Origin of the sequence: Streptomyces sp. NPDC127197, from assembly GCF_042672405.1 — a bacterium.
Classification (GTDB): domain Bacteria; phylum Actinomycetota; class Actinomycetes; order Streptomycetales; family Streptomycetaceae; genus Streptomyces; species Streptomyces flavusporus.
The window spans coordinates 208,135-226,723 of record NZ_JBHXVG010000010.1 but is presented as its reverse complement, the minus strand read 5'-3'; the positions used below and the strand labels follow the sequence as shown (position 1 = coordinate 226,723).

The 18,589-nt window shown below is 70.4% G+C and carries 22 protein-coding genes; 12 read left to right on the top strand and 10 right to left on the bottom strand.

Features of this window, described 5'->3' with window-relative positions; genetic code table 11:
• Nucleotides 1-483 carry an HAD domain-containing protein gene (locus tag ACFVJQ_RS18525; RefSeq protein WP_385785050.1) on the top strand — a complete coding sequence of 161 codons (483 nt, stop codon included), beginning with the start codon at nt 1-3 and terminating at the stop codon, nt 481-483.
• A gap of 11 nt (nt 484-494) precedes the next feature.
• Here ACFVJQ_RS18525 and ACFVJQ_RS18520 read toward each other — a convergent pair whose 3' ends face one another.
• Nucleotides 495-1,436 (bottom strand): NAD(P)-dependent oxidoreductase, encoded by a 942-nt coding sequence (locus tag ACFVJQ_RS18520; RefSeq protein ID WP_385511192.1) that lies wholly within the window; start codon nt 1,434-1,436, stop codon nt 495-497.
• 78 nt (nt 1,437-1,514) lie between these two features.
• Here ACFVJQ_RS18520 and ACFVJQ_RS18515 point away from each other — a divergent pair, with 78 nt between their 5' ends.
• Nucleotides 1,515-1,910 carry a winged helix-turn-helix transcriptional regulator gene (locus ACFVJQ_RS18515; RefSeq protein WP_385511276.1) on the top strand — a complete coding sequence of 132 codons (396 nt, stop codon included), beginning with the start codon at nt 1,515-1,517 and terminating at the stop codon, nt 1,908-1,910.
• 196 nt (nt 1,911-2,106) lie between these two features.
• A complete protein-coding gene (locus ACFVJQ_RS18510) occupies nt 2,107-2,940 on the top strand; it encodes an NAD(P)H-binding protein (protein WP_385785135.1) in 834 nt (277 codons plus the stop codon).
• A 147-nt stretch (nt 2,941-3,087) separates the two neighbouring features.
• Here the strand turns inward: ACFVJQ_RS18510 and ACFVJQ_RS18505 are convergent, their stop codons facing one another.
• Nucleotides 3,088-3,969, bottom strand: a complete 882-nt coding sequence (locus ACFVJQ_RS18505; protein WP_385785047.1) for a GNAT family N-acetyltransferase — start codon at nt 3,967-3,969, stop codon at nt 3,088-3,090.
• 397 nt (nt 3,970-4,366) lie between these two features.
• Between ACFVJQ_RS18505 and ACFVJQ_RS18500 the strand changes: the two genes are divergently transcribed.
• From ACFVJQ_RS18500 to ACFVJQ_RS18490, 3 genes are all read left to right on the top strand, one after another.
• Entirely contained in the window at nt 4,367-4,876 is a 510-nt protein-coding gene (locus ACFVJQ_RS18500; protein WP_129798526.1) for a helix-turn-helix domain-containing protein, read from the top strand.
• 82 nt (nt 4,877-4,958) lie between these two features.
• Nucleotides 4,959-5,636 (top strand): hypothetical protein, encoded by a 678-nt coding sequence (locus ACFVJQ_RS18495; protein WP_385785044.1) that lies wholly within the window; start codon nt 4,959-4,961, stop codon nt 5,634-5,636.
• Nucleotides 5,637-5,785: 149 nt separating this feature from the next.
• A complete protein-coding gene (locus ACFVJQ_RS18490) occupies nt 5,786-6,124 on the top strand; it encodes a DUF2516 family protein (RefSeq protein ID WP_224737277.1) in 339 nt (112 codons plus the stop codon).
• A 90-nt stretch (nt 6,125-6,214) separates the two neighbouring features.
• Here ACFVJQ_RS18490 and ACFVJQ_RS18485 read toward each other — a convergent pair whose 3' ends face one another.
• The 3 genes from ACFVJQ_RS18485 to ACFVJQ_RS18475 form a co-directional block, all read right to left on the bottom strand.
• Entirely contained in the window at nt 6,215-7,576 is a 1,362-nt protein-coding gene (locus tag ACFVJQ_RS18485) for a PP2C family protein-serine/threonine phosphatase (RefSeq protein ID WP_385511187.1), read from the bottom strand.
• Between the two features lie 309 nt (nt 7,577-7,885).
• Entirely contained in the window at nt 7,886-8,965 is a 1,080-nt protein-coding gene (locus ACFVJQ_RS18480) for an NlpC/P60 family protein (protein ID WP_385785041.1), read from the bottom strand.
• 208 nt (nt 8,966-9,173) lie between these two features.
• On the bottom strand, nt 9,174-9,965 hold the full coding sequence (locus ACFVJQ_RS18475; RefSeq protein WP_385785038.1) for a class I SAM-dependent methyltransferase: 792 nt from the start codon (nt 9,963-9,965) through the stop codon (nt 9,174-9,176).
• Nucleotides 9,966-10,243: 278 nt separating this feature from the next.
• Here ACFVJQ_RS18475 and mshA point away from each other — a divergent pair, with 278 nt between their 5' ends.
• The 3 genes from mshA to ACFVJQ_RS18460 all read left to right on the top strand — a co-directional run bounded on the left by mshA (nt 10,244) and on the right by ACFVJQ_RS18460 (nt 13,005).
• On the top strand, nt 10,244-11,584 hold the full coding sequence (mshA, locus tag ACFVJQ_RS18470) for a D-inositol-3-phosphate glycosyltransferase (protein WP_385511183.1): 1,341 nt from the start codon (nt 10,244-10,246) through the stop codon (nt 11,582-11,584).
• A 14-nt stretch (nt 11,585-11,598) separates the two neighbouring features.
• On the top strand, nt 11,599-12,102 hold the full coding sequence (locus ACFVJQ_RS18465; protein ID WP_385511182.1) for a YbjN domain-containing protein: 504 nt from the start codon (nt 11,599-11,601) through the stop codon (nt 12,100-12,102).
• Between the two features lie 96 nt (nt 12,103-12,198).
• On the top strand, nt 12,199-13,005 hold the full coding sequence (locus ACFVJQ_RS18460; RefSeq protein WP_385511181.1) for a hypothetical protein: 807 nt from the start codon (nt 12,199-12,201) through the stop codon (nt 13,003-13,005).
• A 32-nt stretch (nt 13,006-13,037) separates the two neighbouring features.
• Here ACFVJQ_RS18460 and ACFVJQ_RS18455 read toward each other — a convergent pair whose 3' ends face one another.
• Entirely contained in the window at nt 13,038-13,871 is an 834-nt protein-coding gene (locus ACFVJQ_RS18455; protein WP_385511179.1) for a helix-turn-helix domain-containing protein, read from the bottom strand.
• Between ACFVJQ_RS18455 and ACFVJQ_RS18450 the strand changes: the two genes are divergently transcribed.
• Nucleotides 13,870-14,346: a DUF2000 family protein gene (locus ACFVJQ_RS18450; RefSeq protein WP_385785132.1), complete on the top strand. Its 477-nt coding sequence runs from the start codon at nt 13,870-13,872 to the stop codon at nt 14,344-14,346. The genes ACFVJQ_RS18455 and ACFVJQ_RS18450 overlap by 2 nt on opposite strands.
• A 6-nt stretch (nt 14,347-14,352) precedes the next feature.
• On the opposite strand, the gene ACFVJQ_RS18445 is transcribed toward ACFVJQ_RS18450, so the two are convergent.
• Complete coding sequence (locus ACFVJQ_RS18445; protein ID WP_385785033.1) at nt 14,353-15,612, bottom strand: MDR family MFS transporter; 1,260 nt, start codon at nt 15,610-15,612, stop codon at nt 14,353-14,355.
• A 167-nt stretch (nt 15,613-15,779) separates the two neighbouring features.
• On the opposite strand from ACFVJQ_RS18445, the gene ACFVJQ_RS18440 reads away from it, so the two are divergent.
• A complete protein-coding gene (locus ACFVJQ_RS18440; RefSeq protein WP_224734856.1) occupies nt 15,780-16,541 on the top strand; it encodes a phosphoglyceromutase in 762 nt (253 codons plus the stop codon).
• Nucleotides 16,542-16,677: 136 nt separating this feature from the next.
• Nucleotides 16,678-16,827, top strand: coding sequence for a hypothetical protein (locus tag ACFVJQ_RS18435; RefSeq protein WP_385785030.1), 150 nt, complete (start codon nt 16,678-16,680; stop codon nt 16,825-16,827).
• A gap of 393 nt (nt 16,828-17,220) precedes the next feature.
• On the opposite strand, the gene ACFVJQ_RS18430 is transcribed toward ACFVJQ_RS18435, so the two are convergent.
• The 3 genes from ACFVJQ_RS18430 to phoU form a co-directional block, all read right to left on the bottom strand.
• Nucleotides 17,221-17,469: an SCO4226 family nickel-binding protein gene (locus tag ACFVJQ_RS18430; RefSeq protein ID WP_224734858.1), complete on the bottom strand. Its 249-nt coding sequence runs from the start codon at nt 17,467-17,469 to the stop codon at nt 17,221-17,223.
• Between the two features lie 114 nt (nt 17,470-17,583).
• A complete protein-coding gene (locus tag ACFVJQ_RS18425) occupies nt 17,584-17,745 on the bottom strand; it encodes a hypothetical protein (protein ID WP_385511174.1) in 162 nt (53 codons plus the stop codon).
• Between the two features lie 125 nt (nt 17,746-17,870).
• Entirely contained in the window at nt 17,871-18,548 is a 678-nt protein-coding gene (phoU, locus tag ACFVJQ_RS18420) for a phosphate signaling complex protein PhoU (protein WP_385511173.1), read from the bottom strand.
• Nucleotides 18,549-18,589 lie beyond the last annotated feature (41 nt).

The window sequence follows — 18,589 nt, the reverse complement described above, 5'->3', positions numbered from 1 at the left end:
ATGCTCCTCTTCCTGGATATCGACGGGACGTTGCTCCCGTTCGGGGCGGTGGACCCGTACCCCGTGTACGAGACACCCTTCGAGCTGACCGCCGAGGCCGCCGCGCATCCCCTGCTGGCCAGGATCGACCCGGCGCTCGGGCCCCGGCTGCTGGCCCTCGGATGCGAGCTGGTGTGGGCCACGACGTGGCTCGACGACGCCAACGGGTGCGTGGCCCCCTGGCTCGGCCTGCCGCCGCTGCCGGTGGTGCACTGGCCGGACGAGGCGGAGGGGCCGGGCCCGCTGCACTGGAAGACGCGGACCGTCGCCGCGTGGGCGGCGGGCCGCCCCTTCGTCTGGCTGGACGACGAGATCACCGCCGCCGACCGGGACTGGGTGGCCGCCCACCACGTCGAACGGGCGCTGCTGCACCGCGTCGACCACCGGTACGGGCTGACCGACGCGGACTTCGGGGTGGTGGAGGGGTGGCTGGGCCGCCGCTGACAGCGGTTCGCTCAGCGTCGGCCGAGCAGCTCCGTGACGCGGATGTACCCGTCCGTTCCGTGGCCCAGGCCGATCACCCGGCGGGCCTGGCCCTCGGCCGCGCGCATCACGCCGGCATCGATGCCGTGGGCCTCGGAAGCCTGGATGACGTGGGCCATGGTGGACACCGCGGAGGTGATCGGGTTGAGCTCGCCGGAGTACCTGCCGTCGTCGGCGTCGCCCGCGAACTCCGCGAAGAGCGGCGGCAGGATCGCGCCGATGCCCTGTGCGAAGGGGGCCAGCTCCCGCCCGGTGATGCCTTCCGCCCGGGCGATCGCCAGTGCGTGCGCGTAGCCGGCCATCGCCGTCCAGAAGATGTCGAGCAGCGCGATGTCGTACGCGGCGGCCCGGCCGATGTCCTCGCCGAGGTGGGTGTGGGTGCCGCCGAGGGCGTCCAGTACCGGCCGGTGCGCCCGGTACAGCTCCTCGGGTCCGCTGTGCAGGAACACCGCGTCGGGCGTGCCGATGGTGGTGGTGGGCGTCATGATCGCGCCGTCCAGGTAGCGGATGCCGTGCCGAGCCGCCCATTCGCCCGTGTCGCGGGCGCGGTCGGGGGTGTCGGCGCTGAGATTGACGACGGTACGTCCCTTGAGTGCGGCGGCGACGGGGTCGCGGCGCAGGATGGCGTCCGCCGCGTCGTAGTTCACCACGCAGACCACGATCAGCTCGCTCGCGGCGGCCGCCTCTTCCGCAGACTGCGCCGTGAGCGCCCCGCGGGCGACGAGTTCGCCGTCCCGGCCGGGGGTGCGGTTCCAGACCGTGGTCCGCAGCCCCGCGTCCAGGAAGGCACCGGCCAGGGCCCGGCCCATCGGGCCCAGTCCGAGGACGGTGACGGCAGACTGGTCTGTGTACGTGGACATGATGCGACTCCTCTTGAGCTTGCGATGTGGACATGCGACCTGTGACGCGAACATGCGTATGACATTGCCGACATTCCATGCTGACTGGAACGACATCGACATTCCGTGACGACCAGGACGATGAGGACGATGATGATGCGCAGCCGTGCCCGTGACCTGAACGTCTGCGGAGTGACCGCCGCGATCGTCGTGATCGACGGCAAGTGGAAGACCGCCCTGCTCTGGCTCCTGGAGTCGGGGCCCCATCGCCCCGCCGAACTGCGCCGGAAGCTGCCGGGCCTCAGCGAGAAGGTGCTGACTCAGGCACTGCGGGAGATGGAGACGGACGGGCTGGTGCACCGGGAGGTGCACGACGTGCTGCCCCTGAAGACCGTCTACTCCCTGACCGACTTCGGCCGTGACCTCGCCGAGGCCCTGGCGCCCCTGTCCGCCTGGGGCCACCGCCGCCTGGAGAAACTCGCCGAAGCCGAAACCCGCGCCGGGGCTGAAACCGAGATCGAAACCGAGGCCGCCCGGTCGGCCTCCTGACTCACCACCCTCTCCTCGCTCTCCGGCGGCCTTCCGACCACCTGCGACCAGCCTCTCCCCAGGGTCCGGCGCTGCCAAGTACGCACAAAAAAGTGGGTATTCCGTCGTGCTGACCCGCTTTCCTTGATCTCAAGCGGAGTTGAGGTTCTAGCGTGCCCTGGACGTGATCAACGGATGGCGACAGGAAGAGATGACGATGATCCTCGTGACCGGCGCAACCGGGAATATCGGAAGTGCTCTGCTGAGGGAGTTGCACCTGTCCGGTGCCGCACCTGTGCGAGGTCTGACTCGTGCTTCGGGACAGGTCTCGTTCCCTGAGGGGATCGAAGCCGTTGAGGGCGACCTTGCACAGGCAGGTTCACTGAAGGCCGCGCTGGAGGGAGTGCGTTCGCTGTTCCTGCTGTCGGGCATGGGTGCGGAAGCGGATGTCCTCGCGGCTGCCCGGCAGGCAGGCGTGGAGCATGTGGTGCTCGTGTCGTCGATCACGGTCCAGACTCATCCACACCTGCCCGCGGCCCGCGAGAACCTGGCCGTCGAGCGGTTGCTCAAGGACAGCGGCCTGGCCTGGACAATCCTGCGGCCGACGCAGTTCGCCTCGAACACCCTGTGGTGGGCGCAGTCGATTCGAGAGCTGGGGGTGGTCCGAGCGCCGTATGCAGACATCGGGCTTCCCACCATCCACCCTGCGGACATCGCGGCGGTGGCCCGTGTGGCGCTGACCGAGCCGGGCCACAGGGGACGAACGTATGCACTGACCGGACCGGAATGCATCACGGTCCGACGGCAGGTCGCGGCCATTGCCGCGGTTCTGGGGCGGGAGGTTTCCTTCGTCGAGATCAACCGGGAGGAGGCCCACCGGCAGATGGCTTCCTTCATGGGTGGCGAGACTGCGGATGCGGTCCTCGATCTGATGGGTGGGGACGTCAATGACGAGTTGCTGAAGGTGCGCGACACCGTTCACGGGGTCACCGGCTCCCCGGCCAGATCGTTCCAGCAGTGGGCGTCGGACAATGGTGCCGCCTTCCGCTGAGACCGCATGTTCACCGGGACAGGACAGCAACCCGCGCGGGCAGCCACTGTCCTGTCTCAACGGCATCGCCACCGCTCCCGGGCCGTGATCGACCAGCCCCTCGTGTGATCTTGCTGCTGGTGTCCTGCCCCCCAAGTTCGTTGGTTCTTAACTGACTTCCGGTGCGGCGCTTGAGAATTCGTACGCCGCCCAGTCGGTGAGCGTGCGATAGCCGAGGCGCTGGTAGAGGGCGTTGCTGGTGGGGTTGGACAGGTCCGCGAACAGGACGACGTCCCTCGCGCCCGCGGCCAGCGCGGCCCGGCTCACCTCCGCCGTCACGGCGCCCGCGTAGCCGCGACCGCGCAGGGGGGCTGGGGTATAGACGATGTCCACCTGGACCTGGCCGCCGATCCTCGGGTTCATGCCCGCGATGGAGACGGGAGTGCCGTCCGGGGTCTCCCAGAGCGTGTAGCGCTTGTCGGCGAAGCGGGTGCCGGCCCACGTGTCGGCGTCGATGGAGACGTCTTCCCCGACGGCCTTGGCGAACTCGCCACACCAGAACATGACTTGCTCAAGGTCCTGCTCGCCCAGGACGCGGCCCCGGCCCGCCGGCATCGGCTCCGGTGGGATGAGCGTGCCGAGGCGGTACAGGCGGAGCCGCGTGTCGCGGAGTTTCGGCGTCGCGCCGGTGTGCCGCTGCCAGGCCTCGGCGAAAGCGGTGGCCGTGCTGTGGTCCGCGCTGACGGAGGGAAGGGAGTGCCCGAGGGTGGCCAGGCGGGCGGCGAGGGTGTCGGCCTGCTCGGGCGTGAGCGGGGTGGGGACCAGAGCGCGGGGCGGGAGGCGGTAGAAGGCGGCGTGGACCTCGCCCGCTCGCTCCAGCACGCCGAAGACGGGCGCTTCGGTGCCGAATGCGTCCGCCCCACGCGCTCGCACTCTCTCGGCCCAGGTCAGCTGCATGACGTGCGGGCCGGGCCGAGAGCGCAGAAAGTCTCCGGCTCGGACGAGAAAGTCGTCGACGTCTTCGGTGAGGTGCCAGTCATCCGGTCGCATGCTTCATGATTCCCCGTGCTGTAGAAGCGCCCAACGGTTTTCCGCCAGGGCGAGGAAGCACACGTTGGGTCTCGGGACCAGGCCGGGCTCAGCCCCGCGCCTCGGTTCGCTGGGACAGAAGGTCAGACGGCTCGGTTGAGCAGACAGGGCACCGCTGGTCGCGACCGAATGCCGCGGAGAGATGGCCTGGCGGAGGGTAGCTTGCTGCGCAGTTCGTCCGGGACCCGCTCACTTCACCAGGCAGATCCAGCTTCACCAGGCAGATCCAGTGGGAAGCCGCAGATATACCGGGAACGGACAGCGGGCGATTGCAGGGGAGGTCGCTGACAGCCGGGCTTGGCGCACTTTTGCAAGCGGGGTGCTTGCAATTGTTAGCGCGGCGCGGCAAGGTGGAGGTATGGCAACGCTCAACGTCGGCAATCTCGGTGAGTACCTGCGCGAGCAGCGGCGCAACGCGCAGCTGTCGCTCAGGCAGCTCGCCGACGCCGCCGGGGTGTCCAATCCGTATCTGAGCCAGATCGAACGCGGGCTGCGCAAGCCGAGCGCGGAGGTGCTGCAGCAGGTTGCCAAGGCGCTGCGGATCTCCGCCGAGACGCTGTACGTGCGGGCCGGGATCCTCGACGCCGAGCGGGACCGGGACGAGGTGGAGACGCGCGCCGTCATCCTCGCCGACCCCACCCTCAACGAGCGGCAGAAGCAGGTGCTGCTCCAGGTGTACGAGTCGTTTCGCAAGGAGAACGGCTTCGAGAGCGTTCCGGGCGAGGACCTTCAGGACAACGGCGTTCAGGTCGATGACGTTCAGGACGATGACGTTCGGGGCGACGCCCACGACAGCGACACCGGCGTACGCGGCCCCCGCACGGCCGACGGCAGCGACGCCGACCCGCAGCGGCGGACCGCCGGTTGAGCGAGCGGAACGCCCGGCCGGGCGGCTGACCGGCTGCGGGACCCCAAACCCTCAAGAGAAAGCCACCGGGAGGACCAGCACCATGGCCATCACCGACGACCTGCGCAAGACCCTCAGCGACCCGAGGCCGCTCTACTTCGCCGCCGGCACCGCCGACCTGGCACTCCAGCAGGCCAGGAAGGTGCCGGAGCTGGTCGAGCAGCTGCGCGCCGAGGCCCCGGCCCGTATCGAGGCCGTCCGCAACACCGACCCCAAGGCCGTCCAGGAGAAGGCCAGCGCCCGCGCCAAGGAGGCCGGTGCCCGCGTCAAGGAGACGCAGGAGACCTTCCAGAACAAGGTCAACGAGTTTCTCGGCTCCCTCGACGCGGACCTGAAGAAGCTCGGCAGCACGATCGACGCCGACCTGAAGAAGCTCGGCGAGACCGCCCAGGACCTCGCCCTGCGCGGCGTCGGCGTGGCCGCCGAGTACGCCGTGAAGGCCCGTGAGACCTACGAGAAGGTCGCCGAGCACGGCGAGCAGGCCGTGAAGACCTGGCGCGGCGAGGCGGCCGAGGAGATCGAGGAGCTGGCCGTGGCCGTCGAGCCGAAGGCCGAGCCGGTCGAGGTCAAGGAGGACAAGCCCGCCGCGGCCAAGACCGAGACCAGGACCGAGACAAAGGCCGCGGCCGGGACCGAGGCCGCCCCGGCGAAGAAGACCGCGGTGAAGAAGGCCCCGGCCCGCAAGCCGACGGCGAAGAAGACCACGCCGCCGGCGAAGTGACACCGTCCGCGATCACGCTGAGTGACACGAACGGGTGACCTGTAACGGGTCGGGCACTCCTGGGGTGCCCGGCCCGTTCTTCGGGTAACGGGCCTGCGGTTGCGGGTACGGTGACCGCGTAGGACTAGCCGAGTCGGGTGGTGGACGTTGTGCTGTTGCAGGGGTTCGCAGGGTTCATGTGGCTGCTGAGCTTGGCCCTGATCCTTTTCAGCGGCTTCGCGCTGATCGACGCGGCCACGCGCCGAGAGGACGCCTACCGCGCGGCCGACAAGCAGACCAAGCCGTTCTGGCTGATCATCCTCGGGCTCGCCTTCGTGGTGAACCTGATCTTCAACATCCTGTCGTTCCTGCCCATCATCGGGCTCATCGCGACCATCGTGTACATGGTCGACGTACGCCCCGCCCTGCGCGGCCTGCCCGGCGGCGGCCGCGCTCGCAGAGGCTCCAGCAGCGACGGGCCGTACGGGCCGTACAACGGCGGGCGGTGATACGGGCGTACGGCGACGGTCGGCAGCACAGGCCGCCGGTCGTACGACGGCGGACGGCACCATGGCCCACCGCGCCATGACCGCCGGAGGCTACGGCACCCGGTCCAGCAGCAGTACCGCTACGTCGTCCGCCAGCTCGCCGCCGTTGAGTTGGCGGACCTCGTTGACCGCCGCCCGCAGCAGCTCCTCGCCGCTCAGGCCCTGGGCCAGCTGGCGGCGGATCATCTCGACCATGCCGTCCTGGCCGAGCCGCTCGCGGCCCTGGCCGATGTGGCCCTCGATCAGACCGTCGGTGTAGAGCATCAGGCTCCACTCCCGGCCCAGCTCCACCTGCATCCGCGGCCAGCGGGCACCCGGCAGCAGTCCGAGGGCGGGGCCATTGTTGTCGTACGGCAGCAGCCGGGCGGGCCGGCCAGGGCGGGCGACCAGCGGAGCCGGGTGCCCCGCAAGGCACAGGCCCGCGCGGCGGCCGTCCGGCGCGATGTCCACCGTGCACAGCGTCGCGAAGATCTCGTCGTCCGAGCGCTCGTGCTCCAGCACCTGCTGCAGCGTGCCGAGCAGCTCGTCCCCGCACAGCCCGGCCAGCGTCAGCGCACGCCAGGCGATGCGCAGCTCCACGCCGAGCGCCGCCTCGTCCGGGCCGTGGCCGCAGACGTCGCCGATCATGGCGTGCACGGTGCCGTCCGGGGTGCGCACGACGTCGTAGAAGTCGCCGCCGAGCAGGGCGCGTGAGCGGCCGGGGCGGTAGCGGGCGGCGAAGCGCAGCGGGGAGCCGTCGAGGAGCGGCGTGGGCAGCAGCCCGCGCTCCAGTCGGCGGTTCTCCTGGGCGCGCATCCGGCCCTCGGCGAGCCGCCGCTCGGCCGTGTCGGAACGTTTCCGCTCCACCGCATAACGGATCGCCCGGCTCAGCAGGCGGCCGTCCAGCTCGTCGCGGAACAGGTAGTCCTGGGCGCCCACCCGCACCGCCTCGGCGCCGCGCTCGGCGTCACCGGACGCGGTGAGGGCGAGGACGGCGTGCCGGGGCGCGAGCTCCAGCACATGGCGCAGCACGGACAGCTCGTCGTCCCTGTCGTCCGCCCGGCCGGGCGCCGGCAGCGCGAGGTCCAGCAGGATGCAGTGGACATCGTCGGTGAGCAGCCGCTCGGCCTCGGTGAGGTTGCGGGCGGTGCGGACGCGGATCGGCTTGCCGGCCTGATCGAGCAGTTCGGGCACGATCGGCGAGCCGCCGGGGTCGTCCTCGATCAGCAGCAGCGTCAGGTTGGTACTGGTCGTGTCGGAGCTGACGAGGGTGCTGGTGGTGTTCTTGGTGTTCTCGGCGGTTTTTTCCTTGTATGCGGTCTCTGCGCCGGATGCACCGGAAGCACCGGAGTGGCCGCCGACTGTCGACGCGGCCTGCGCCTGACCACTTTCCACGGCCGGGATCGCTCTCTGCCGCGGTACGGGTACGGGCATTGTCCTGAGTTCCTTCCCTCCCCCCGAGGGCACGGCGGGGCGAGGGACCTCGACCCACCGACCGGGACCATAGCGGGTGTCGGCGCCGCAAAGGAATGGTGTGAGCCACGCCGCTCCGGATGCGGCCACTGTCATATGCCGCGTTCTATACCGCAGTTGGGCAGGCTGGTGCGCTGCTGGGGATGACGAAGGTCACGTCCGCCGGGGGTTTGGGGGGCGGAGCGAGGTGGGGTGGGTCACGTGGTCCAGTTCACGAGGTGGCGATACGTCCGCCGTACGTCCCTCGGCCCGAGTCCGCCGTACGTCCTCTCAGCCCGCGTCCGGCCGTACAACTCCCAGGATCGGCATCGACCCGGCCCCGGCGATCGTGATCGTCCGCCCGGGTCGTGGGGCGTGCACCATCGCGCCGTCGCCCACGTACATCCCGACATGGCTGGCGTCGTCGAAGTAGATGATCAGGTCGCCCGGGCGCATGTCCTCGATGTCGATGCGCTTCAGTTGCTTCCACTGCTGCTGCGAGGTGCGCGGGATCACACTGCCGGCCGTCGCCCACGCCTGTGAGGTCAGTCCGGAGCAGTCGTAGGTCTTGGGGCCCTCGGCGCCCCATTCGTACGGCTTGCCGATCTGGGCCGTCGCGAATTCCACGGCCTTCTTGCCCTGCTGGGTGGCGGTGCCGTGCAGTTCGTCGAGGATGCCGGAGCTGAGCCAGGTGGTCTGTGCCTCGTAGGCGGCCTGCTCCTCGAGCTCGGCGAGGCGCTCCAGCTCCTCCTTCTCCAGCTGGGACTCCAGCTTCTCCGCCGCCGCGATCTGCTTCTCGATCTTCTTCTGGGCGGCGGCCTTCGCCTTGCGGTTGGCCTCCAGCTTCGCCCACTGGGCGGAGGCGTCCTTGGCGTACAGCTCCAAGTCCTGCTGGGTGCGGGTCATTTCATCGATGAGGTGCCTGGTGGCGCGCTCGCCCTGGCGGACGCGGCCGGTGCCGTCGAGGAACTCGTCCGGGTCGTCGCTCAGCATCAGCTGGGCCTCGGGCGGGAGGCCGCCGGTGCGGTACTGGGCGGCGGCTGCGGCGCCCGCGCGCTTCTTCAACTCCCGGAGCTTCTCCTTCCCCTTGGCGATCTTCTTGGCCAGGGCGACGATCTCGGCGGACTGCTGCTCGGCCTTCTCCTCCGCCGCGTTGTAGGCGTCGGTGGCGGAGGACGCCGCCCGGTAGAGCTTGTCGAGTTTCTTACGGACGGTCTCAAGTTCCTCGGTGGACACCGGGGTTGAGGAAGTCGACGAGGGTGACGGGGTGGGAGTCGGAGCCGCGAACGCCGTGCCGGGCGCCGCCAGCACGGTGACCGCGCAGACCACGGTCACGGCCGCCGCGATCAGACTGCGCTTGCCCGTACCCATAGCCAGCCCCCAAACTGATGAACCGTCAGTAACTTCGGACGTCGGGGATCGTGCCATGCCGCGGCGCAAAACGACAGAGGCAGTAACTCCCTCCCCCGTTCCGCCCGTCGTGCGACGATCTCCCCGCCCTTTGTGACGAACGACTCACCGAGATCGTTCCGCGTCCCCGGCCCGTGTGGGTCCGCGTGGGGAACGAGGGGGAGAGCGATCACATCCTGGGTGCCAACGCCGCCCAGCGCACGGTCACTTCGCCCTGCCGCCAGCGAGCCGGCCCGTCCGTCACCGGCCAGTCGGCCGTCAGGTCCCGCACCGCCCGGATCCAGCGCTGCCGGGCCCCGTACGAGGCGTAGGGCGCGGCGGCGGCCCAGGCGCGGTCGAAGTCGCGCAGGAAGGCGTGCACCGCCTCGCCGGGGACGTTGCGGTGAATCAGCGCCTTGGGCAGGCGTTCCGCCAGGTCCGAGGGGCGCTCCAGGGAGCCCAGCCGGGTCGCGAAGGTGACCGTGCGCGGGCCCTCGGGACCGAGGGCCACCCATACATGCCGCCGCCCGATCTCGTCGCAGGTCCCTTCGACCAGCAGCCCGCCCCGCGCACCGGTCGCCGGGTCGGCGGGTGCGAGCCGGGCGCACAACCGCGCCCACACGCCGGCGACCTCCGCCTCGTCGTACTGCCGCAGGACGTTGGCCGCGCGGATGAGGTGCGGCCGCTGCGGGACCGGGATCTCGAAGCCGCCGTGCCGGAAGACGAGGCCGTCGCGTGCGTACGGCTGTGCCGCCGTGACCCGGGCCGGCTCGATCTCGACGCCCACCACGCGCGCGCGTGGCGCTGTCTCGCGCAGGCGGGTGAGCAGTTCCACGGCCGTCCAGGGGGCGGCGCCGTAGCCGAGGTCGACGGCGACGGGGTCGGCGGCGCGGCGGAGGGCGGCGCCGTGCGTCGCTGCGATCCAGCGGTCCATACGGCGGAGGCGGTTGGGGTTGGTCGTCCCGCGCGTCACCGTTCCCACGATGGGGGTCCCCCCGCTCGAGCGAAGCCGAGAGTGGGGGAGGGTCGCTGCGCGGGGCGTCATGCGTCGAGGGTAAGTGGTCGGGGGTTTCTGGTTGCCCGGCGTTGGTGCCGGCCTCGCCAGTGCACGTCACATCCATCGAACGGTTGAGCGACAAGCGGTAATGATTTGGCAAAAACGCCTCGCGCGGAAATGGAGCGGCCCCCTCCGGTGTTGCCTCCCTTCGGGGACCCCGCACGTCCTCCCCGAGGCGTGCCCGCGGCAAGGAGGAACGCGACGTGAGCCAATACGTCAGCAGGCTCGGTCGCCGCTCCCCGGCGGCGCCGCCGCGGCTTCGGCTGGGGCACCGCCGCCCGCGCCGGGTGGCCATGCTCTCCGTGCACACGTCCCCGCTCCACCAGCCCGGCACCGGCGACGCCGGCGGCATGAACGTCTACATCGTGGAGCTCGCCCAGCGCCTCGCCGCGATCAACATCGAGGTCGAGATCTTCACCCGGGCCACGACCGCCGCCCTTCCGCCGTCGGTCGAACTCGCCCCCGGCGTCCTCGTCCGGCACGTCGACGCCGGCCCCTACGAGGGGCTCGCCAAGGAGGACCTCCCGGCGCAGCTGTGCGCCTTCACGCACGGTGTGATGCAGGCCTGGGCCGGCCACCGCCCCGGCTACTACGACCTCGTGCACTCCCACTACTGGCTCTCCGGCCACGTCGGCTGGCTCGCCGCCCAGCGCTGGGGCGTTCCCCTGGTGCACGCCATGCACACCATGGCCAAGGTCAAGAACGCCAACCTCGCCGACGGCGACACCCCCGAGCCCGCTGCCCGGGTCATCGGCGAGACCCAGATCGTCGCCGCCGCCGACCGGCTCATCGCCAACACCGCCGAGGAGGCCGACCAGCTCGTACGGCACTACTCCGCCGACCCCGCCGACGTCGCCGTGGTGCATCCGGGCGTGAACCTCGGCCGGTTCCACCCGGCCGACGGCCGCGCGGCCGCACGTGCCCGGCTGGGCCTCCCGCAGGATGCCCTGATCCCCCTCTTCGCGGGCCGCATCCAGCCCCTCAAGGCCCCTGACGTGCTCCTGCGCGCGGTGGCCGTGCTGCTCGACGAGCGACCCGACCTGCGCTCGCGCATCGTCGTGCCGGTCGTCGGCGGCCCCAGCGGCAGCGGCCTGGCCAAGCCCGAGGGCCTGCAGAAGCTCGCCGCGCGCCTCGGTATCGCGGATGTGGTGCGGTTCCGCCCGCCCGTGGACCAGGACCAGCTCGCCGACTGGTTCCGGGCCGCGTCGGTGCTGGTCATGCCGTCCTACAGCGAGTCCTTCGGCCTGGTCGCCATAGAGGCACAGGCGGCCGGTACACCGGTGCTGGCCGCCGCGGTCGGCGGCCTTCCGGTGGCCGTACGGGACGGACAGACCGGTTTCCTCGTCCAGGGGCACGATCCGGCCGCGTACGCGCGCGTGCTGCGTGATGTCGCCGACGACCCGCAGCTGCCCGCCCGGATGGGGGCAGCCGCCGCCCAGCACGCCCGTTCCTTCGGCTGGGACGCCTCGGCCGGTGCCACCGCCGAGGTCTACACGGCCGCACTGCACGCCCACCGCCGCCGCGCCCGCGCCCTGCACGGCTGACGTAGGCTCCGACCATGGCGGCAGCAGAGCAGCAGGCGGCAGAGGTCATCGAGGGCGTGCTCAAGGACGCCGAGCTCGAGTGGGAGAGTCCCGGGTCCGGCCACTACGTCGTGAAGCTGCCCGGCACCCGCAAGCTGTCGACGACGGTCTCCCTGATCGTCGGCCGGCACTCGCTCTCCCTCAACGCCTTCGTGATCCGCCACCCGGACGAGAACGAGGCGGGAGTCCACCGCTGGCTCCTGGAGCGCAACCTCAAGCTGTACGGCGTGAGTTATGCCGTCGACCCGCTCGGCGACGTCTACGTCACCGGCAAGCTGCCCCTGCCCGCCGTCACCGCGGACGAGATCGACCGGCTGCTCGGCCAGGTCCTTCAGGCGGCGGACGGGGCCTTCAACACGCTTCTGGAACTGGGGTTCGCGTCGGCGATCCGCAAGGAGTACGAGTGGCGGACGTCACGCGGGGAGTCGACGCGCAACCTGGACGCCTTCGCGCATCTCACGCGGCGTCCCCAGGGGTAGATCCCAGGGACGGACGTAGCGCAGGCATCCGTACAACCTCTGTGGACCTGCCGCAGTCTCAGTCGCTGTCAGGCCCTACCAGCAAAGAGGTTGTGCATGCGCACAGGCAGAACCGGCACTGCGGCCGCGCTCGCGGGAGCGCTCGCCTTCGTGGCGTTCACCGCACCGGCCGCGGAGGCGGCGGACACCGGCATCACGGTGACCGACATGGTCGTGAACAACGGCAAGCCCGTCGTCGTGGGCATCAGCGAGGAGAAGTTCCCCAGCGTCAGCTTCCGCGTGACCTGGCCCTCGGGCTACACGCCCACCACCATCGACGCGCACCCCTACCTGTACCACGACACCACGGCCGCCGCCGGCGCCGACCACGGCGGCATCTACATGGCCAGCGTCACGACGTACGACGACAGCCCGACCTCCGGGGACTGTGACGGCGAGCTGTACATCGACCCGCGCTACACCCTGGACTCCAACAACGACGCCACGAGCTGGAAGATCGCCGTCGCCGCGCGCCTGTGGGACGAGTCGGACACCAAGATCAAGGCCGAGGAGTACCTGACCGGCTTCGGCAGCGTGCAGGTCAAGCGCGCGGCGCGGGCCACCGTCAACGCCTCCCCCGAGCCGGTCGCGAAGGGCAGGACCATCACCGTGACGGGCAAGGCGACGCGCGCGGACTGGGCGAAGCACGCGTACGTCGGTTACGGCGACAAGCTGGCCAAGCTCCAGTTCCGCAAGGCGGGCACCAGCACGTACACGACGGTCAAGTACGTGCGGGCCGGCTCCACGGGTGATCTGAAGACCACGGTCACGGCTTCCGCCGACGGCTACTGGCGCTGGACCTTCGGTGAGACGGCCACGACGGGCGGCGCGACGGCCAAGGGCGACTACGTCGACGTCGTCTGACGAGGCTCTGCCGCTCATTTTTCCGGCCGTCCTCACCACCATTGCCTTTTGGCTGTCCTCGCGTACCGCCCCGGCGGCACCCCCACCAACTTCCGGAAGTGCCGCGTGAGGTGGGACTGGTCGTAGAAGCCGGTCACCGCTGCGACCTCGCCCGGCGGCCGTCCGTCGAGGAGCAGCCGGCGGGCACGGTCGACGCGGCGGGACATCAGGTACTGGTGCGGGGCGATGCCGTACGCGGTGCTGAACGCCCGTACGAGATGGGCGCGATGGGCGTTCAGCAGCCCGGTCGCCTCGTCGAGGGTGACGCCCTGCACGACGCGCTCGTCGAGGAGTTCACGCAGCCGGCGGGCGAGGGAGGGGTCGGGGCGGCGGGTGTCGGCCACGGCTATGTCCGCCGGCCGCAGGTGCGCGCGCAGCCGCTCCCCGATGAGGGTCAGCCGGCTGTCCGCCTCCAGTTCGTCGCCGGGGCGGGAGAGCGCGGTGTGCAACTGGCCGACGCGCAGGCGCAGTACGGGGTCACGGAGATCGGGGGAGTCCACCGCCGGGCCGATCAGATCCTCGCCCAGCCGGGTGCCGTCCAGGTACAGGACGCGCTTGCGGAAGCCGTGCGGGGTGGCGGCGGAGCCGTTGTGGGGGACGTGCGGCGGCAGCAGGGACACCGTGTCGTGCGGGGTGCCGTGCTCGTGCCGGTCCAGGTCGTACCGTACGGCGCCGTCGTCGACGATGAGCAGCGTCCACGCCTCGTGGACGTGCATCGGATACGCGTACTCGGTGAAGTGGGCGTGGAAGACCTCCACGACGCCCCTGACGCGCGGGCGCCAGGCGGAGACGTCCTGCTGCTCGGCCGAGCCCTTGCCGGTGCCCATGCAAAGAACGTACAAGACGGCGTCGTACGCCGGTCGGCAGTCTCGTCCCATGACCACCGAACCCATCCGCTTCGACACCAAGATCGCCGTCCTGCTGCGGGAGGACCTGGAGACCTGGCAGCGGCTCAACGTCACCGCCTTCCTGGTCAGCGGCCTCGGTACGGCCGTCCCCGAGGTGATCGGCGAGCCGTACGAGGACGCCGACGGCGTGCCGTACCTGTCCATGTTCCGCCAGCCGGTGCTGGTCTTCGAGGGCACGAAGGAGACCCTCGCCGCGGCGCACGTGCGCGTGCTGTCCCGCGCCCTCCCGCGCGCGGTCTTCACTTCGGACCTCTTCACCACGGGCAACGACCGCGACAACCGGTCGGCCGTACGGGCCGTACCGACGGCGGAGCTGGACCTGGTGGGGCTCGCGGTGTACGGACCCCGCAACGCCGTGGACAAGGCCCTCAAGGGCGCACGGATGCATCCCTGAGGGACGTCATGCGGCGCTGACCTCGGGCTTCGCGGTGGTCGGCGCCGTGGGGCCGCCCGGCGTGTCCTCGGCCGGCAGGCGGCGCATCAGGGCGCTGTAGCCGAGGGCCGCCGACGTGCCGACGGCCGCGCACAGCCCCCACAGCCACTCGGCGCCGAACCGGTCGATGACGAAGCCGGACATCAGGGGTGCAACGAGGCCGGCGACGGACCAGGACATGGTGTACATGCCCTGGTAGCGCCCGCGGCCGTGCACCGGCGACAGGCGCACGACCAGACCGGTCTGCGTGGGCGCGTTGACGATCTCCGCCAGGGTCCACACGCAGACGGTGAGCGCGAAGACCCCGACGGACCCGGCGAAGGCGGTGAGCCCGAACCCGTAGCCGGCGAGCAGGGACGAGATCACGAGCAGCCGACGCGGATCCCGGTGCTCGATGAACCGCGTGACCGGGATCTGCAAGGCGACGATCAGGACACCGTTGACGGCGATCGCCATGCCGTAGTCCGCGGGCGCGAACCCGGCCTCGCCCATCGCGATCGGCAGACCGACCGAGCCCTGCTGGAAGACCAGCGCGACCAGGAAGGACAACCCGACGACGCTCATGAACCGCCCGTCGCGCAGCACGGTCCCGAGCCCCACGGCCTCCTCCTTGGCCGCGGCGACCGTCTGGACGGGCCGGGACTCGGGCAGCTTGACGAACACGACGATCGCGCAGGCCATGGTCATCCCGGCCTCCAGCAGGAAGCCGGCGAGATAGCTGACCTCGGCGATGAAACCGGCCGCCATGGAGGACACGGCGAAGCCGAGGTTGATCGCCCAGTAGTTCAGGGAGAAGGCCCGCACCCGGTCCTCGGGCCGCACGATGTCGGCCATCATCGCCTGCACGGCCGGCCGCGAGGCGTTGGAGGCGGCACCGACCAGGAACGCGACGGCGGCAATGGCCACCGGATGGTGCACGAACCCGAGCAGCGCCACGGACACGGCGGTGGACGCCTGGGCGACGAGCAGGGTGGGCCGCCGCCCCAGCCGGTCCGCCATCACACCCCCGCCGAGGGAGGACAGCACGCCGCCCAGTCCGTGCAGCGCCGCGACCAGACCGGCGTACGAGGCGGAGTATCCGCGGTCGAGGGTCAGGTAGAGCGCCATGAAGGTGGCGACGAAGCCGCCGAGCCGGTTGACGAGGGTGCTGGTCCACAGCCACCAGAACTCGCGGGGGAGCCCGGAGACGGTCTCTGTGGCGGCGCGTCTCAGGCTGGCGAGTGACATCGAGGATCCCCCACGGACGTAAGCGGCTCGGGTGTAAGTGGCCCTTCTGGTAGGCAGACCTTACGAAGGCGGGGTCCGGGGCGGCCACTCAATTAACAGATCCCGTCAACCGTCCACGCCTCGGCCGGGCGCGCAAGCGATCAGAGCATTCGATTACGCTCAGAGCCATGGCCGACGCACCGTACAAGCTGATCCTCCTCCGCCACGGCGAGAGCGAGTGGAACGCGAAGAACCTGTTCACCGGCTGGGTGGACGTCAACCTCAACGAGAAGGGCGAGAAGGAGGCGATCCGCGGCGGTGAGCTGCTCAAGGACGCCGGCCTGCTGCCCGACGTGGTCCACACGTCCCTCCAGAAGCGCGCCATCCGCACCGCCCAGCTCGCGCTGGAGGCCGCCGACCGCCACTGGATCCCGGTCCATCGCTCCTGGCGGCTGAACGAGCGCCACTACGGCGCCCTCCAGGGCAAGGACAAGGCGCAGACCCTCGCCGAGTTCGGCGAGGAGCAGTTCATGCTGTGGCGCCGCTCGTACGACACCCCGCCCCCGCCGCTGGCGGACGGCGCCGAGTTCTCCCAGTCGGACGACCCGCGCTACGCCTCCATCCCCCCGGAGCTGCGCCCGCGCACGGAGTGCCTGAAGGACGTCGTCGTCCGCATGCTCCCGTACTGGTACGACGGCATCGTCCCCGACCTGCTGGCCGGCCGCACGGTCCTGATCGCCGCCCACGGCAACTCCCTGCGCGCCCTGGTCAAGCACCTCGACGGCATCTCCGACGCGGACATCGCGGGCCTGAACATCCCGACCGGCATCCCGCTGTCCTACGAACTGGACGCCGACTTCAAGCCGGTCAACCCCGGCGGCACGTACCTCGACCCCGAGGCGGCTGCGGCGGCGATCGAAGCGGTCAAGAACCAGGGCAAGAAGAAGTAACCCCGCTCAAGTAAGCCCCCTGCCTGCGCGTTTCTGCAGGCAGGGGGCTCTTCGAGAGCTATCGCCTGCTCCCGCATCAACGGGACGATCCGCCCAGGGGTCCGGGTACGCCGAGGTGAGTGGGACCGTGCATGTGATGACCGGGATCGTCGTCCCGCATGTGACCGTCAGCGTCCCGCATGTGACCGTCAGCGTCCCGCATGTGACCGTCAGCGTCCCGCATGTGACCGTCAGCGTCCCGCATGTGACCGTCAGCGCCCCGCATGTGACCGTCAGACTGAGGTGAGCAGGTGTCCTGCCGCTCTGTGGTGTCCTGGAACCCGAACACGAGAGCCCAGAGGAGGCCTTGTTCGAGGCCGGGCTCCTGCTTGTCGATCACTTCGCACTTCTGCTGGCCGGACGACTTCTCTTGGCCGGCCGGCGGATCGGCCGCGGCGGCTGAGGCGGAGGTCAGGGCTGCCGCAACACTGATGATGGCTGCAGCTGCCGAGCGCGCGAGGGATGGGTGCAAACAGTGCACTCGTGGCGTCTTCATGATCACACCCTGTGCGGAGAACGGCTCGGCAGGAAGGCCGACAGCCCCTCGGGCAGGCAACTCAACCCGATCGGTCGATCTCCCTCGGCCCCTGTCGGCGGGTAGTCGCGGGCAGGGGCCGGTGGTGTTGCCGTGGCGTCGGGGTCAGACCGTCAGCGGTACCGGATGGATCTCGTCCGCCTTGTGACCGGCGCGTTCGTGGATGCGCTGGACCGCTTCCGCCGAGGGGGCCTCGGACAGGCAGTAGACGACTCCGGAGTCCGGGTCCGCCCAGGCCTGCTTGAAGTGCACGCCCTCTTCCCCTTCTATCGCGAGGTCGGCCTGGTGGGCCTGGCGCAGCTGGTCGGCCGTGATGCCCCGCATGTCGTGGTGGACGTCCATGAACTCAGCCATGGCTTCGCACCTCCTTCCCGTCCTTACTCCATGCTGCGCCCGTGTCGCAGGCAAGGTCGACGCGAAAGGCCCCCGGCGCCGGCGCCGGGGGCCCTCAGGCGTCGTGGAGCGGAGTCAGCACTGGCAGGGATTGCCCTGCTGGCAGCCGCACGTGCAGCCCGAGCCGCAGCCGCACGCGCCGATGAGCGTGAGGCTGTTGATCTCGGCGGGCTGTTCGCTGGGGCGTTCCTGGGCGGGGTCGGGCGTCGTACCGGGCGTGCTGGGGGATTCGGCCATGGGTCCCTCCTCAAGGCTGGTGCCTGTCAGCCCATTGCAGCCCCCTTTGCCGGGCGCATCAACGGCGCACTGTGGCTCGCGCACGCTGCGGCCCGGCCCGGTCAGGGGTTTCGCGCGCCCGTCGCTCAGGCCCCTTCGACGTGGATCTCGGGCTGGAGCTCGTCCGCGTGCTCGCCGGTGACCAGGAACACCACGCGCTTGGCGACGGCCACCGCGTGGTCGGCGAAACGCTCGTAGTAGCGGCCGAGGAGCGTGACGTCGACCGCGGTCTCGATGCCGTGCTTCCAGCGCTCGTCGATGAGGTGCTGGAACAGCGTGCGGTGCAGCAGGTCCATCGCGTCGTCGTCGGTTTCCAGCTGCATCGCCAGATCGATGTCCTTGGTGACGAGGACCTCGGCGGTCTTGGCCATCAGGCGCTGCGCGAGCTGGCCCATCTCCAGGATCGTGGCGTGCAGGTCGTGCGGGACGGCACGCTCCGGGAAGCGCAGCCGGGCGAGCTTCGCCACGTGCTGGGCGAGATCGCCGGAGCGTTCGAGGTCGGCGCTCATGCGCAGCGAGGTGACCACTATCCGGAGGTCCGTGGCCACCGGCTGCTGGCGGGCCAGCAGGGCTATCGCCCGGGCCTCCAGGTCGTGCTGGAGCTCGTCGACCTTCTTGTCGGCCTCGATCACGTTCTCGGCCAGCTTCAGGTCGGCATCGAGAATGGCCGTCGTGGCGCGCCCGATCGCCGACCCGACCAGCCGGGCCATCTCGACCAGGCTGTCGCCGATCGAGTCCAGTTCCTCGTGGTACGCGTCCCGCATCAGGGTTCCCTCTCGTGCGATTTCTGGGGGGATTCATTCGG